Genomic DNA, 15038 nt, shown 5'->3' on the forward strand with positions numbered 1-15038 from the left:
GGTCCCGTCCCGTGCTTGTCATGCCGTGGCCTCTTCGTCGTCCGGTGTGAGCAGGTCCGCGATGTCCAGGACGTGGTAGCCGCGCATCGACGGGAGGCAGCTGCCCCGTACCGGGCCGATGACCGAGGCCCAATCGGGAGGGATCGCCCCGACCCCCGACAGCGCCCCGGCCAGGGCGCCCGCGACCGCCGCGGTGGTGTCGGCGTCGCGGCCCATGTTGACCGCGGTCAGCACCGACGTACGGAAGTCACCGCGGGCCGCCGCGAAGGCGCCGAAGGCCAGGCCCACCGCCTCCGGGGCCAGGTCGGTCCAGGGGTAGCCGCCGATGACCACCGCCGAGCGGACCGCGCGTTCCATCGCGAGGGTGTCGCGGTGGTCGCGCTGCGCCGCCACGACCGCGCGCCTCAGCGAGCGCGAGGTCCAGGAGTCCATGGGGACGACGGAGAGCGCGGCGGCGATCACGGCGGCGGGTCCGGCGCCGCCCATCGCGGTGGCGACTCCGGCCGCCACCGCCCGGCCCCCGTAGATGCCCTCGCCGTCATGGCTGACCCGGCCGTCGACGGCGACCAGCCGCGCGGCCTCGCTCGGCCGGCCCGCCGCGAAGACACCGAAGGGGGCCGCCCGCATCGCGAGCCCGTCGCTCCAGGCGTGCCGGTGCTGGGCGGTGATCGGCGCGGCGAGGCCGCGCCGGAGGTTCTCCAGCGTGCCGCGTTCGCTGAAGCCCGCTCCCCGGAACGGGCCCTCGTCGAGGTCGGCGAGCCAGTGGTGCCAGGCCTTCTCGACATGCGCCACGGTCAGGGCCGAGCCGTGCCGGGCGAGCAGCAGACCGGAGAAGATGGCGTACTCGGTGTCGTCCGTGCCCGCCGGATTCTCGGCGACGAATCCCTCGATACGGCCCCAGCGGCGACGGATCTCGGAGGGCCGCATGTTCTCGGCGGGGGCGCCCAGCGCGTCGCCGACGGCGAGACCCAGCAGGGCGCCGCGCGCCCGGTCGCGGAGTACCGCGGTCGCGCCGGAGGCGGGGTCGCCGGCGATCAGCTCCATCGTGTGGCCCTTTCACGCGAGCCAGTTGTCGCTGCATCTGTGCCACGCGGGATGGCCGGGGAGTCCGGGAAACGTCGCTGTCACCCGGCTGACACGGGCAGCGGTCATCGGCTCACAGGCACCGAGCGCATCGGCTCCCAGCCACCGAGCGCATCGGCTCGCCAGGGCGACGGACACCTCCGCCGACGCCGGATCAGGCGAGGTAAGTACGGCCTTCCTTGCTGGCGGGAGCGTTTTTTCGTGCGTACTTTCGAAGTGTTGGTGAGGGCGGAACGGTCCGCCGACGGGCCCGGAACCACCGCCGCGGAAAGAGGAGAGACATGTCCATCATCGAGACCGACGCGACCCTGCACGAGGCGCACCGCGACAATCACACGCACCGCGATGTGAACGGCGGCTGGCTGCGTCCCGCGGTGTTCGGCGCGATGGACGGACTGGTCTCCAACCTGGCGCTGATGACCGGTGTCGCCGGTGGCGCCGTCTCCCAGCAGACCATCGTGATCACCGGGCTCGCGGGCCTCGCGGCCGGTGCCTTCTCGATGGCCGCCGGCGAATACACCTCGGTCGCCTCGCAGCGGGAGCTGGTTCAGGCCGAACTGGACGTGGAACGGCGGGAGTTGAGGAAGCACCCCGCCGACGAGATGGAAGAGCTGGCGGCCCTCTACGTATCACGTGGTGTGACGCCGGGGCTGGCCCGCGAGGTGGCCGAGCAGCTCTCGAAGGACCCCGAGCAGGCTCTGGAGATCCATGCGCGCGAGGAGCTCGGGATCGACCCCGACGACCTGCCGTCCCCGCTGGTCGCGGCGGTGTCGTCGTTCGGTTCGTTCGCCCTGGGCGCGCTGCTGCCCGTACTGCCGTACCTGCTCGGTGCCACCGATCTGTGGCCGGCGGTGCTGCTCGCGCTGATCGGGCTGTTCGGCTGCGGTGCGCTGGTGGCCCGGGTGACCGCGCGCAGTTGGTGGTACAGCGGGCTGCGGCAGCTGGTCCTCGGCGGTACGGCCGCGGCGCTGACCTACGGGCTCGGAGCGCTGTTCGGCGCGGCGGTCTGACAGGCACGGGCCGCGGAGGTCCGATGCGGCGGCGGTACGGAGGACGGAGGGTGGGGCGGTACGGAGACCGGCGCGGAAAGCCGTCGCGGAGGGCAGGTGCGGGGGCCGGGCCGGAAAGCCCTCCCGAAGCCTTGCGTCGAAGGGGCGAAGCGCCCACCCTGTGACATACGTCCTCGGGCGTACCGGCCGCCACGGTGGGAAACTGAGCGTGGTGCCCCGCACACAGCTGTTACCCGGCGGTTTCGAATCCGCAATCACCGGGCATGAGCCGTAGGCGCTGCTGGCAACGAAGCCCGCGCCGCCCCAGCCGACCGGACGACGATCTGTCCGTCTGCGCCCCCCATCAACCGCTACGAGCGGTGTCCACATGGTGGAATGTTGCATCCGCTTCCCGAGAAGCTTTCCATCATGTAACCTGCACGAAATTTCGCGGAGGGCCAACGTCGTCCCTCGGTAATCGCATATGCCACGACGACGACGGGAGAGCCGATGCGTTCCGACGCCTGGTCGCCCATGGATGGTCGCCCCGCCCCCCAGGGGATGTACGACCCCCGTAACGAGCACGACGCCTGTGGTGTCGGGTTCGTGGCCACCCTTACCGGTGTAGCCAGCCACGCACTGGTTGAGCAGGCGCTGACCGTACTGCGCAATCTCGAACACCGCGGTGCCACCGGCTCCGAGCCCGACTCCGGCGACGGCGCCGGAATCCTGCTCCAGGTCCCGGACGCCTTCCTCCGCGAAGTCGCCGGTTTCGACCTCCCCGAGGCCGGCGCGTACGCCGTCGGCATCGGCTTCCTGCCCGCCGACGACGCCACGGCCGCCGTCTCGCGCATCGAGACGATCGCCGCCGAAGAGGGCCTCACCGTCCTCGGCTGGCGCGAGGTCCCCGTCGCCCCCGAGCTGCTCGGTGCCACCGCCCGCTCGACGATGCCGGCCTTCCGCCAGCTGTTCGTCGCGGACGGCACGAGCACGGGCATCGCCCTCGACCGCAAGGCGTTCGTGCTGCGCAAGCGCGCCGAGCGTGAGGCCGGGGTGTACTTCCCCTCGCTCTCCGCCCGGACGATCGTCTACAAGGGCATGCTCACCACCGGCCAGCTGGAGCCGTTCTTCCCGGACCTCTCCGACCGGCGCTTCGCGACGGCCATCTCCCTGGTCCACTCGCGCTTCTCCACCAACACCTTCCCGAGCTGGCCGCTGGCCCACCCGTACCGTTTCGTCGCGCACAACGGCGAGATCAACACGGTCCAGGGCAACCGCAACTGGATGAAGGCCCGCGAGTCCCAGCTCGCCTCCGACGCCTTCGGCTCCCACAACAAGGCGGAGAGCGACAAGGCCAAGGGAGACAGCGACAAGCTGGACCGGATCTTCCCGGTCTGCACGCCCGACGCCTCCGACTCCGCGTCTTTCGACGAGGTCCTGGAGCTGATCCACCTCGGCGGCCGGTCGCTGCCGCACTCCGTGCTGATGATGGTCCCCGAGGCGTGGGAGAACCACGACTCGATGGACCCGGCCCGGCGCGCGTTCTACCAGTTCCACGCCACGATGATGGAGCCCTGGGACGGGCCCGCCTGTGTCACCTTCACCGACGGCACCCAGGTCGGCGCGGTCCTCGACCGCAACGGACTGCGCCCCGGCCGCTACTGGGTGACCGACGACGGACTCGTCGTCCTCTCCTCCGAGGTCGGCGTCCTCGACATCGACCCGGCCAAGGTCGTCCGCAAGGGCCGCCTCCAGCCCGGCCGGATGTTCCTCGTGGACACCGCCGAGCACCGCATCATCGAGGACGACGAGATCAAGGCGTCCCTCGCCGCCGAGCAGCCGTACCAGGAATGGCTGGAGGCCGGCGAGATCGAGCTGGAGGACCTCCCCGAGCGTGAGCACATCGTGCACACCCACGCCTCGGTCACCCGCCGCCAGCAGACCTTCGGCTACACCGAGGAAGAGCTGCGCGTCCTGCTCGCGCCCATGGCACGGGCCGGCGCCGAGCCCATCGGTTCCATGGGCACGGACTCGCCGATCGCCGCGCTCTCCTCCCGGCCCCGGCTGCTCTTCGACTACTTCACCCAGCTCTTCGCGCAGGTCACCAACCCGCCGCTGGACGCCATCCGCGAGGAGCTCGTCACCTCGCTGCGCTCCTCGCTCGGCTCGCAGGGCAACCTCCTGGAGCCGACCGCCGCGTCCTGCCGTACGGTCACGCTGCCCTTCCCGGTGATCGACAACGACGAGCTGGCCAAGCTCGTCCACATAAACGCGGACGGCGACATGCCGGGCATGAAGGCCGCGACGCTCTCCGGCCTCTACCGGGTCGGTGGTGGCGGTGACGCCCTGGCCGCCCGGATCGAGGAGATCTGCGCCGAGACCGATGCCGCCATCGAGAGCGGCGCCCGCCTCATCGTGCTCTCCGACCGGCACTCCGACGCCGAGCACGCCCCGATGCCCTCGCTGCTGCTCACCGCGGCCGTGCACCACCACCTCATCCGCACCAAGCAGCGCACCCAGGTGGGCCTGCTGGTCGAGGCCGGTGACGTACGCGAGGTGCACCATGTCGCGCTGCTCATCGGCTACGGCGCCGCCGCCGTCAACCCGTACCTCGCCATGGAGTCCGTCGAGGACCTCGTACGCGCCGGTACGTTCATCGAGGGCCTGGAGCCCGAGCAGGCGATCCGTAACCTGATCTACGCCCTCGGCAAGGGCGTCCTCAAGGTCATGTCCAAGATGGGCATCTCCACCGTCGCCTCCTACCGGGGCGCGCAGGTCTTCGAGGCCGTCGGCCTGGACCAGGCCTTCGTCGACAAGTACTTCAACGGCACCGCCACCAAGATCGGCGGCGCCGGTCTCGATGTCGTCGCCCAGGAGGTCGCCGCCCGGCACGCCAAGGGCTACCCCGCCTCCGGGATCTCCGCGAGCCACCGCAAGCTGGAGATCGGCGGCGAGTACCAGTGGCGCCGCGAGGGCGAACCGCACCTCTTCGACCCGGAGACCGTCTTCCGGCTCCAGCACGCCACGCGCTCGCGCCGCTACGACATCTTCAAGATGTACACGGACCGGGTGAACGAGCAGTCCGAGCGGCTGATGACGCTGCGCGGCCTGTTCAACTTCGCCGAGGGCCGCGAGCCGATCTCCATCGACGAGGTCGAACCGGCCTCCGAGATCGTCAAGCGCTTCTCCACCGGCGCCATGTCGTACGGCTCGATCTCCCGCGAGGCACACGAGACCCTCGCCGTCGCCATGAACCAGCTGGGCGGCAAGTCCAACACCGGTGAGGGCGGCGAGGACGCGGACCGGCTCTACGACCCGGCCCGCCGCTCCTCCATCAAGCAGGTCGCCTCCGGCCGCTTCGGCGTCACCAGCGAGTACCTGGTCAACGCGGACGACATCCAGATCAAGATGGCCCAGGGCGCCAAGCCCGGCGAGGGCGGCCAGCTGCCCGGCCACAAGGTCTACCCGTGGGTCGCCAAGACCCGGCACTCCACCCCCGGCGTCGGCCTGATCTCCCCGCCGCCGCACCACGACATCTACTCCATCGAGGATCTCGCCCAGCTGATCCACGACCTCAAGAACGCCAACCCGCAGGCCCGCATCCACGTGAAGCTGGTCTCCGAGGTCGGCGTCGGCACGGTCGCCGCGGGTGTCTCCAAGGCACACGCCGATGTCGTCCTGATCTCCGGACACGACGGCGGTACGGGCGCCTCGCCGCTCACCTCCCTCAAGCACGCGGGCGGTCCCTGGGAGCTGGGCCTCGCCGAGACCCAGCAGACGCTGCTGCTCAACGGCCTGCGCGACCGCATCGTCGTGCAGACCGACGGTCAGCTCAAGACCGGCCGTGACGTCGTCATCGCCGCGCTGCTCGGCGCCGAGGAGTTCGGTTTCGCGACCGCGCCCCTCGTCGTCTCCGGCTGCGTCATGATGCGCGTCTGCCACCTGGACACCTGCCCGGTCGGCATCGCCACCCAGAACCCGGTGCTGCGCGAGCGGTTCTCCGGCAAGGCCGAGTACATCGTCAACTTCTTCCAGTTCATCGCCGAAGAAGTCCGCGAGATCCTCGCCGAGCTGGGCTTCCGCAGCATCGAAGAGGCCGTGGGCCACGCCGAACTGCTCGACACCGAGCGGGCCGTGAACCACTGGAAGGCCCAGGGGCTCGACCTCAAGCCGCTCTTCCACGTGCCCGCGCTGCCCGAGAACGCCCCGCGCCACCGGACCACCGACCAGGACCACGGTCTGGAGAAGGCCCTCGACAACGAGCTGATCAAGCTCGCCGCCGACGCCCTGAACGCCGACAGCGCCGAGGCCGCCCAGCCCGTACGCGCCCAGGTCTCCATCCGGAACATCAACCGGACCGTGGGCACCATGCTCGGCAACGCGGTGACCAAGAAGTTCGGCGGTGCCGGTCTGCCCGACGACACCGTCGACATCACCTTCACCGGCTCCGCGGGCCAGTCCTTCGGCGCCTTCCTGCCGAACGGTGTGACCCTGCGCCTGGAGGGCGACGCCAACGACTACGTCGGCAAGGGCCTCTCCGGCGGCCGGGTCGTCGTCCGCCCGGACCGCGGCGCCGAGCACCTCGCCGAGTACTCCACCATCGCCGGCAACACCATCGGCTACGGCGCGACCGCCGGCGAACTGTTCCTGCGCGGCCGTACCGGCGAGCGCTTCTGCGTCCGCAACTCCGGCGCCACGGTCGTCTCCGAAGGCGTGGGCGACCACGGCTGCGAGTACATGACCGGTGGCCACGCCGTGGTCCTGGGCGAGACGGGACGCAACTTCGCGGCCGGTATGTCCGGCGGCATCGCGTACGTCATCGACCTCGACCCGGACAACGTCAACGCCGGGAACCTGGCGGCCGTCGAGCCCCTCGACCCCGCCGACAAGGAGTGGCTGCACGACGTGGTGCGCCGCCACCAGGAAGAGACGGGCTCCACCGTCGCGGAGAAGCTGCTCGCCGAGTGGGACACCGCGGTGGACCGCTTCAGCAGGATCATCCCGACCACGTACAAGGCAGTGCTCGCCGCCAAGGACGCCGCCGAGCTGGCCGGTCTCTCGGAGACCGAGACCACCGAGAAGATGATGGAGGCGGCGACCAATGGCTGACCCGAAGGGCTTCCTCACCACCGGGCGCGAGGTCGCCGAGACCCGCCCCGCCGAGGAGCGCGTCAAGGACTGGAACGAGGTCTACGTTCCGGGCTCGCTGCTCCCGATCATCAGCAAGCAGGCCGGCCGCTGCATGGACTGCGGCATCCCGTTCTGCCACAACGGCTGTCCGCTCGGAAACCTGATCCCCGAGTGGAACGACTACGCGTACCGCGAGGACTGGACGGCGGCGAGCGAGCGCCTGCACGCCACCAACAACTTCCCGGAGTTCACCGGACGCCTCTGCCCGGCGCCCTGTGAGTCCGCGTGCGTGCTCGCCATCAACCAGCCCGCCGTCACCATCAAGAACGTCGAAGTCTCCATCATCGACAAGGCGTGGGACAGCGGCGACGTCACCCCGCAGCCCCCGGAGCGGCTCTCCGGCAAGACCGTCGCCGTGATCGGCTCGGGCCCGGCCGGACTGGCCGCCGCCCAGCAGCTGACCCGGGCCGGCCACACCGTCGCGGTGTACGAGCGTGCCGACCGGATCGGTGGCCTGCTGCGGTACGGCATCCCCGAGTTCAAGATGGAGAAGGTGCACATCAACCGCCGTATCGAGCAGATGCGCGCGGAGGGCACCAAGTTCCGTACGGAGACCGAGATCGGCCGGGACGTCGACGCGGCGAAGCTGCGCAAGCGGTACGACGCGGTCGTCATCGCGGCCGGTGCCACCGTCTCGCGCGACCTGCCCGTCCCGGGCCGTGAGCTGAACGGTATCCACTTCGCGATGGAGTACCTGCCGCTGTCCAACAAGGTGCAGGAGGGCGACCTGACCGTCTCCCCGATCACCGCGGAGGGCAAGCACGTCGTGGTCATCGGCGGCGGCGACACCGGTGCGGACTGTGTCGGTACGGCCCACCGCCAGGGTGCCGCCTCGGTCACCCAGCTGGAGATCATGCCGAAGCCCGGCGAGGAGCGTGCCCCGCACCAGCCGTGGCCGACCTTCCCGATGCTCTACAAGGTCACCTCCGCGCACGAGGAGGGCGGTGAGCGGGTCTACTCCGTCAACACCACCCACTTCGAGGGCGACGAGGACGGCAACGTCCAGTTCCTGCACCTCGTCGAGGTGGAGTTCAAGGACGGCAAGCCGGCGCCGAAGCCCGGCACCGAGCGGAAGATCCCGGCCCAACTGGTCACGCTCGCGATGGGCTTCACCGGCACGGACCAGGCGAACGGCCTGGTCGAGCAGTTCGGCCTGGAGCTGGACGCGCGCGGCAACATCGCCCGTGACGGGGAGTTCGCGACCAACGTTCCCGGCGTGTACGTCGCCGGTGACGCGGGCCGTGGCCAGTCCCTGATCGTGTGGGCGATCGCCGAGGGCCGCTCGGCGGCGAGCGGTGTGGACCGCTTCCTGACCGGGGCCAGCGACCTGCCGTCGCCGATCCGGCCGACGGACCGCGCGCTGACCGCCTGACCGACCCGTCGCACAAGCACAAGCACAAGCACAACAACAGCTGTTCCTTTCACAAGGCTCCCGTACAACGGCGTACGGGCGGTGTCGGCCCGGGGAGCGTCTCCCGGGCCCTCCACAAGACGCGGCGTCTGCCCCCAGTCCCCGACCGGACCGACGGCAGGCGCCGTGGCGTGCGTTCGGCGGCCTTCGCGACAACCGCTGGCGAGCCGGGATCGGCGCGTCCCGATCGGTGGAAGAATCAGGGGACTTCAGCCCTGTCGACCGAAGAGGACCGAGCATGGTCACCGCCCCTGGTCCCGCTCCGTCGACCTCGGCAAGTCGGGCCGTCAGCCTGCGCAAGGTGGAGGAGACGGCGCCCGCGCTGGTCGGCCTCTACAGGAGCGCGCAGGTCTCGCTGAGGAAGAACGGGCTGAGCGGTGAGCGCGCGGCCGTCTATCTCGTCCTCGACCACTCGGGCTCGATGCGGGAGTACTACCGGGACGGCACCGTCCAGGCCCTCGCGGACCGGGTGCTCGGTCTCTCCGCGAACCTGGACGACGACGGGATCGTCCCGGTCGTCGTCTTCTCCACGGACGTCGACGCGCGGACGGACATCTCCCTCGCCGGTCACGAGGACCGTATCGCCGAGATCGTCGCCGGTCTGGGACACATGGGGAAGACCAGCTACCACCTGGCGATGGACGCCGTGATCGACCACTACCTGGACAGCGGCTCGACCGTCCCGGCCCTGGTCGTCTTCCAGACGGACGGTGGCCCGATCAGCAGGCCGGCGGCCGAGCGCTACCTCTGCAAAGCGGCCAGGCTGCCGCTGTTCTGGCAGTTCATCGGCTTCGGCGACCCGGACAGCCGCCAGTTCGACTTCCTCCGCAAGCTGGACGACCTCGCCGTCCCGGAGAAACGCGCCGTCGACAACGCCGGGTTCTTCCACGCGGGCCAGGACCCGCGCGAGGTCCCGGACGACACGTTGTACGACCGGCTGGTGGGCGAATTCCCGCAGTGGCTGGCGGCCGCGCGGGCGCAGGGCATCGTCCTGTAACGCGGGGACGCATCCCGCCAAGGCAGGCATGTGAGCCATTGTCGGACCAGCGGCCGATTCGCCTTGATCACGGCGATGTGGTGGGCATTCTCGCCCTCGAAAAGGAAGCGCGTGTGGGCGGCCTTGCGAAGTGCTGCTGAGATTGGCGAGTAATTCAAGCCAGACTCGCGCCCAGCGTAGCAACCTGACCTGCTCGTGCTTGGTCAGGTAAGCGAATCCGTGCGTCTTTTTCAGCCATTTATTTCGCCCCTCTGGAATCCATAATTCCGGTTAGGGGCTGTCCTGCGTGAAGAACGTCGTAGGCAGGAGCGCGGTGACCGCGGGCGGCGGCCACCGCGGCACCGGCCTGGCGTCCCGGCCCGCTTTGTGGGCGCCTTATTGCCCGTATTCGCCATTTTCGAAGACCGATTCGCGCCCGTTTCGGGGTGATGTGCCTGACGGGACAAAGGGTTACCCATGGCAACCAGGAGAATTCGGGATGGGGAATTACATGATGCTCAAACCGCCCAAGCCGGGGAAAAACTTGATCGTCGGCAGCTCGATCCCCCAGGAGAATTCGGGATGGGGAATTACATGACGCTCAAACCGCCCACGCTGGGGAAAACCTTGGTTTCGACGGCTCGATCACTACCGGGCTCACGGCATCGTTGACACGACTCGGGAGATCGCCCAGACTGGATTCCGTTACCGCCACTGGATCCCGGGTTATGTGAAATTCGGGAACAGCATTACCGCCGATCTGCGGTAATGCTGAGTGATCATGGGCTTTTGCATAAGCCTCCATGCATCGAGAACTTTACTGCCCTGCGAGCAGGAGGTGAAAAGGTGTGACGACGTATATGCAAAATGTTCAACACATTGATGAGTGTTCAGCGGTTCAATTCGCGAACGAGTTGTGCTTTACTCGCGCGGCTGGAGGAGAAGCGCGATGAGCGCAGATGTCACCTCGTCCACCGGGCTACAAGAACTCCTGTCGCCGAGGGTAGTGCGATCCACGGTATTGCCCTTTATTCAGCAGCAGGTTTCCGCGTTGGATCCGACCCACCTGGCCCGGATCTGCCGTTACCACCTCGGCTTCGCCGACGAGCATGGTGAGCCCAGCAGTGGAGGGGTCGGCAAACTGACCCGAGCCAGCCTCATGACGGCAGTGGCCGACGGAGTCGGCCTGCGGCCGGAGGATGTGCGGTCCCAGGCGGCAGCGGTGGAGTTGCTGCACAACGCGACTCTGCTCCACGACGACATCGCCGACGACGACGAACTGCGTCGCGGCCGCCCAGCAGCCTGGAAAGTATTCGGCACGAGTCTGGCCATACACGCCGGGAACGCGCTACAGGCTCTTGGGCTGAGAATGGTCGTGGACGATTCCGGCCCCGGCCACAACGAAATAGCCGGCTCGTTCACCGAGGCCCTCGCTCTGGTTCACGCGGGCCAGGCTCGCGAACTCAGCCTCCGGCCGGAGCCGGCCGGTATCGCGGTGTACGAGCACATGGTGATGGAGAAAGCTTCAGCACTGCTGGAGTGGTCACTGGGGACGCCGGCAATTCGGGCGGGCAGACCGGAGAAGGACGTGGCCGTCCTGCGTGAGGCGGGTCGGCACTTGGGCATCGCATTGCAGATCTCCAATGACGTCGAGGACATCTGGGGCGATCCCGCGCTGACCGGAAAGCCCATCCGGGGAGACATCAAGCGGCGCAACCTCACCTTCCCGGTGCTGGTCTCCTTGTCCGCCGACAACGCGGCCGGCGACCAACTGGGCCGGCTGTGGCAGGAAGACAACACCACGACGGACCACTTGCAGGCGTTGGCCGACCTCATCGACGAGGCCGGCGGCCGTCACACGGCCGAGCGGCTGTCCCGAGACCACCTGGACTCGGCTGTGGAGAACCTCGGACGAGCTGGACTGTCCCCCACCGCGACCGCCGAACTGACCATCTTGTTCGACCGCATCGTCAATCGCGCAGTATGACCAGCGCCGCCCGACAGGGGTGGCATGTGAATCGGAGATTAACTTCATGACCACTACTCACGACAACCCGGCATCCCCTGTCGTCCGCAGCGAATTCGAGCGCCGGGCGCAGGCCCACTATGAGACCAAGACCCAGGACCCGATCAACCTCCTGCTGGGCGAGGAGGACGGGCTGTACCACCATCACTACGGCGTCGGCCCCTTCGACAAATCCGTACTGGAGGTTCCCGCGCCCGACCGGGACGCGGCGATTCTCGCGGAAATGGCCCGGATAGAGAACGAGCAGGTCGAACTGGTCCTGCACGGGCTGGCCCCGCTCACGCCCGACGCGAGGGTGCTGGACGGCGGATCGGGTCGCGGCGGCACGTCCTTCCTCGTCAACCGGCGGTTCGGGTGCGAGGTGGTCGGTGTCAACTTCTGCGCCCACCACATCGAGTTCGCCGAGCGCCTCGCCAAGGAGAAGCACGGCGTCGACGACAAGGTCTCCTTCAAGTTCGCCAACATGTGCGACACCGGTCTGCCCACTGGATCGTTCGACGCCGTGTACACCAACGAGACCACCATGTACGTCAAGCCCGCGGAGGCCTTCGCGGAGTTCGCCCGGCTCCTGCGCCCGGGAGGCCGCTACGTCTGCGTCACCTGGTGCGCCAACGACGCCGTGTCGACCGACAGCGCGGCGGTGAAGGCCATCGACGAGCACTACGACTGCCACATCAACAACCGCAGCGAGTACTTCAAGGCACTCGCCGACAACCACCTCGTGCCCTCGCAGGTCTGGGACCTGACCGAAGAGGCCATCCCCCACTGGGAGCTGCGATCCGAGTGGGGTCTGGCCACCGGCGTGGAGCAGCCGTTCCTCGACGGGCACAGGAGCAACGAGCTCAACTACATCGTCGTGGTCGCCGAATACACACCGCCGGTCTAGGACGACCGTTGCTCCGCGGACAGGGGAGCAACGAACTCAAATCACCTGGCCGTTGTCGCCGAAGCCGCACACACCGCGCTCTGAACCAGTGTGCCGGGGGCGTACTCGCGGCACTTTCGCCCAATTCAGGACCCTGACGGCAACGGCCGGCTGCCGCACGCGCGCACGGCGGGTGCCCTCGAGATGATGCTCGGTGCTCGAGTGGCGCCCGCCGTTGCGGCGGTCACCGACCGGATCGTGGGTGCGGCGGTGGGACATTTCGACGAGACCGGGTTCCGTACCGCGGGGGCGACTGCCTGGTTGCACTCGGCGTCGACTCCGACGGAGGTTGTCACGGGCCATAAGGATGTGGAGATTTTCAGTGAACACCCCAGCTCAACTCCCCTTCGAGCAGACGCATCTGCTGCACGTCGCACCGGCGCTGCGCACGCTCCAGTCCCAGGGCACGGTCCATCGGGTCCGTACGGTCGACGGGGACGAAGCGTGGCTGGTCACCGGTCATGCCCAGGTGCGGCAGTTTTTGGACGATGACCGGCTCAGCCGCTCCAATCCCGATCCGGGCGCGGCTCGGGACAGCGGGTCCGCGTTCCTCGCCGGCCTGCTGGGCAGCTTCGCCACCGACCACGCCCGGATGCGGACGGTGCTGGAACCACACTTCGCACCCGAGCGCATGCTGGCGCTGCGAACCCACGTCGAAACACTGACCGAGCAACTGCTCGACGACTTGGCCGGGCAGACGTCACCGGTGGATCTGCGCCTGACGTTGGCACTGCCGCTTCCGATCCTGGTGATGTGCGAGTGGCTCGGTGTGCCCCATCAGGACAAGGACAAGTTCAGCAAGTGGACCCAGGACGCCGCCAATGTGCAGGACCCGGCCCGGTCGAAGCAGGGGCTGGGCGAGTTGTTCGGCTATTGCCAGCAGCTCGTGGCCGACAAGCGGAAAAATCCGGGCGATGACGCGATCTCCAGGCTGTGCGCGACCGAGGGCCTCAACGACAAGGAAGTCGTGGGGCTGACCGCGTTGCTGCTGTTCGGTGGTTACGAGACCACGGTGGCCCGAATCGGCACGGGTGCCTTGCTGTTGATGACCAACCCTGAGCAACGGCAGACACTGCTGGACGACCCGAGCCTCATCCCGGGCGCGGTGGAGGAAATCCTGCGGATGTCGATGCCGAACCCGCACAACGGTGGAATGCCCCGTTACGCGCTGACGGACCTGGAGATCGACGGAACCACCGTCCGAGCCGGAGACCTCCTGCTGCTGAACATCATCGCGGCCAACCACGACCAGACGGTCTTCACCGACCCCGAACGGGTCGATGTCACGCGCGAGACCGCGGGCAGCCTCACCTTCGGACACGGCATGCACTACTGCGTCGGCGCGCCGCTGGCCCGGATGCAGCTGCAGGTGGCGCTCGCCCGGCTCATCGAACGGTTCCCGACCATGCGTCCGGCTGTCGACGTGGAGAAGCTGAGGCTGCGTCACGACACACTGACCGGCGGGCTGGTCGAACTTCCGGTGACGTGGTGACCGGCGTCCCGGCGGCAGCAGGCCGCGAAAAATCACCGCGAATATCTGCACGCCTGGTCAAAAAGAGCCCTGAGCCACTCCGTGCCTATCTCATATTGATGCGACTGCACGCACCGACGGGTGTCGTGCTCTACCTCCTTCCAGGATTGTGGAGTTTCTCCCTCGCCACCGAGGGGCGGCCCGACCTGCTGGCGGTGGTGTATCTCGCCATCGCCGCGGTACTGGTGCGCGGCGCGAGCTGCGCGGTCAACGACGTCATCGACAAGGACATCGACGCCCAAGTCGCCCGCACGGCGTCACGTCCTGTCGTGGCGGGGACGATCAGCGTCGGGAACGCACTCCTCTTCGCCGCCGCACAGGCGGTGGCTTCACTGCTGATCCTGGCGTTGGTGAACAAGGAAACGGCCCTGGTCGTCGGGGCCTCGTACCCGTTGCTTGTCGTGTACCCCTACATGAAGCGCATCTTTCCGTGGCCCACGGCATGGCTGGCGTTGGTGATCAACGTGTACGCGCTGGCCGGCTGGACAGCGGTGACCGGGAGTATCGACTACCCGCCGAGTGTGTTCGGCATGTACGCGTGCGGGTTCTTCTGGACCCTGTTCCACGACACGGTCTACTCCCACCAGGACAAGGAGTACGACCGGAGTATCGGTGTCACGTCCTCTGCTCTGATGTTCGGCAATGCCAGCAAGGCGTGGCTGGGCATCTTCATCGCGCTGAGCGTCGGCGGCGCGTTGTGGGCCGGTGCCGAGGCGGGGACAGGCTGGGCCTTCTACGTACTCGTCGTGCTGGCGGGGCTCCTGTTGTCCTATCTGGTCGTACGCGTGGACCTGGACGTTCCGAAATCCTGCGGGGACACCTTCATCGTCAACCGCTACTTCGGCTGGATCATTCTCGCGGCGGCGATCGCCGGACAGTTCACCTGACGGACCTGATTCACGGCCGG

At 68.2% G+C, this 15038-nt stretch carries 9 protein-coding genes; 8 read left to right on the plus strand and 1 reads right to left on the minus strand.

What is annotated here, in order from left to right; genetic code table 11:
* Positions 1-18 precede the first annotated feature (18 nt).
* Positions 19-1044 (minus strand): ADP-ribosylglycohydrolase family protein, encoded by a 1026-nt coding sequence (locus ACIQD6_RS24340; RefSeq protein WP_401885667.1) that lies wholly within the window; start codon positions 1042-1044, stop codon positions 19-21.
* 320 nt (positions 1045-1364) lie between these two features.
* On the opposite strand from ACIQD6_RS24340, the gene ACIQD6_RS24345 reads away from it, so the two are divergent.
* The 8 genes from ACIQD6_RS24345 (at position 1365) to ACIQD6_RS24380 (ending at position 15018) form a co-directional block, all read left to right on the plus strand.
* Positions 1365-2093 carry a VIT1/CCC1 transporter family protein gene (locus tag ACIQD6_RS24345; RefSeq protein WP_401885669.1) on the plus strand — a complete coding sequence of 243 codons (729 nt, stop codon included), beginning with the start codon at positions 1365-1367 and terminating at the stop codon, positions 2091-2093.
* 489 nt (positions 2094-2582) lie between these two features.
* On the plus strand, positions 2583-7181 hold the full coding sequence (gltB, locus tag ACIQD6_RS24350) for a glutamate synthase large subunit (protein ID WP_401885672.1): 4599 nt from the start codon (positions 2583-2585) through the stop codon (positions 7179-7181).
* Positions 7174-8634: a glutamate synthase subunit beta gene (locus ACIQD6_RS24355; RefSeq protein WP_401885673.1), complete on the plus strand. Its 1461-nt coding sequence runs from the start codon at positions 7174-7176 to the stop codon at positions 8632-8634. The genes gltB and ACIQD6_RS24355 overlap by 8 nt, the downstream gene beginning before the upstream one ends.
* Positions 8635-8911: 277 nt before the next feature.
* Positions 8912-9670, plus strand: coding sequence for a vWA domain-containing protein (locus ACIQD6_RS24360; RefSeq protein ID WP_401885676.1), 759 nt, complete (start codon positions 8912-8914; stop codon positions 9668-9670).
* An 865-nt stretch (positions 9671-10535) separates the two neighbouring features.
* Positions 10536-11636, plus strand: a complete 1101-nt coding sequence (locus ACIQD6_RS24365; protein WP_401885678.1) for a polyprenyl synthetase family protein — start codon at positions 10536-10538, stop codon at positions 11634-11636.
* 46 nt (positions 11637-11682) lie between these two features.
* A complete protein-coding gene (locus tag ACIQD6_RS24370) occupies positions 11683-12561 on the plus strand; it encodes an SAM-dependent methyltransferase (RefSeq protein WP_401885680.1) in 879 nt (292 codons plus the stop codon).
* A gap of 361 nt (positions 12562-12922) precedes the next feature.
* Positions 12923-14092, plus strand: coding sequence for a cytochrome P450 (locus tag ACIQD6_RS24375; protein WP_401885682.1), 1170 nt, complete (start codon positions 12923-12925; stop codon positions 14090-14092).
* A 98-nt stretch (positions 14093-14190) separates the two neighbouring features.
* Positions 14191-15018, plus strand: coding sequence for a 4-hydroxybenzoate octaprenyltransferase (locus ACIQD6_RS24380; protein ID WP_401885684.1), 828 nt, complete (start codon positions 14191-14193; stop codon positions 15016-15018).
* Positions 15019-15038: the final 20 nt, after the last annotated feature.

This window comes from Streptomyces sp. NPDC088400, assembly GCF_044753355.1.
GTDB lineage: Bacteria > Actinomycetota > Actinomycetes > Streptomycetales > Streptomycetaceae > Streptomyces.

What these genes read in the sequence shown, in the direction of transcription:
- ACIQD6_RS24340 (WP_401885667.1), bottom strand. Translation starts at nt 1,044, where the DNA reads ATGGAGCTGATCGCCGGCGACCCCGCCTCCGGCGCGACCGCGGTACTC.
- ACIQD6_RS24345 (WP_401885669.1), top strand. Translation starts at nt 1,365, where the DNA reads ATGTCCATCATCGAGACCGACGCGACCCTGCACGAGGCGCACCGCGAC.
- gltB (WP_401885672.1), top strand. Translation starts at nt 2,583, where the DNA reads ATGCGTTCCGACGCCTGGTCGCCCATGGATGGTCGCCCCGCCCCCCAG.
- ACIQD6_RS24355 (WP_401885673.1), top strand. Translation starts at nt 7,174, where the DNA reads ATGGCTGACCCGAAGGGCTTCCTCACCACCGGGCGCGAGGTCGCCGAG.
- ACIQD6_RS24360 (WP_401885676.1), top strand. Translation starts at nt 8,912, where the DNA reads ATGGTCACCGCCCCTGGTCCCGCTCCGTCGACCTCGGCAAGTCGGGCC.
- ACIQD6_RS24370 (WP_401885680.1), top strand. Translation starts at nt 11,683, where the DNA reads ATGACCACTACTCACGACAACCCGGCATCCCCTGTCGTCCGCAGCGAA.
- ACIQD6_RS24380 (WP_401885684.1), top strand. Translation starts at nt 14,191, where the DNA reads ATGCGACTGCACGCACCGACGGGTGTCGTGCTCTACCTCCTTCCAGGA.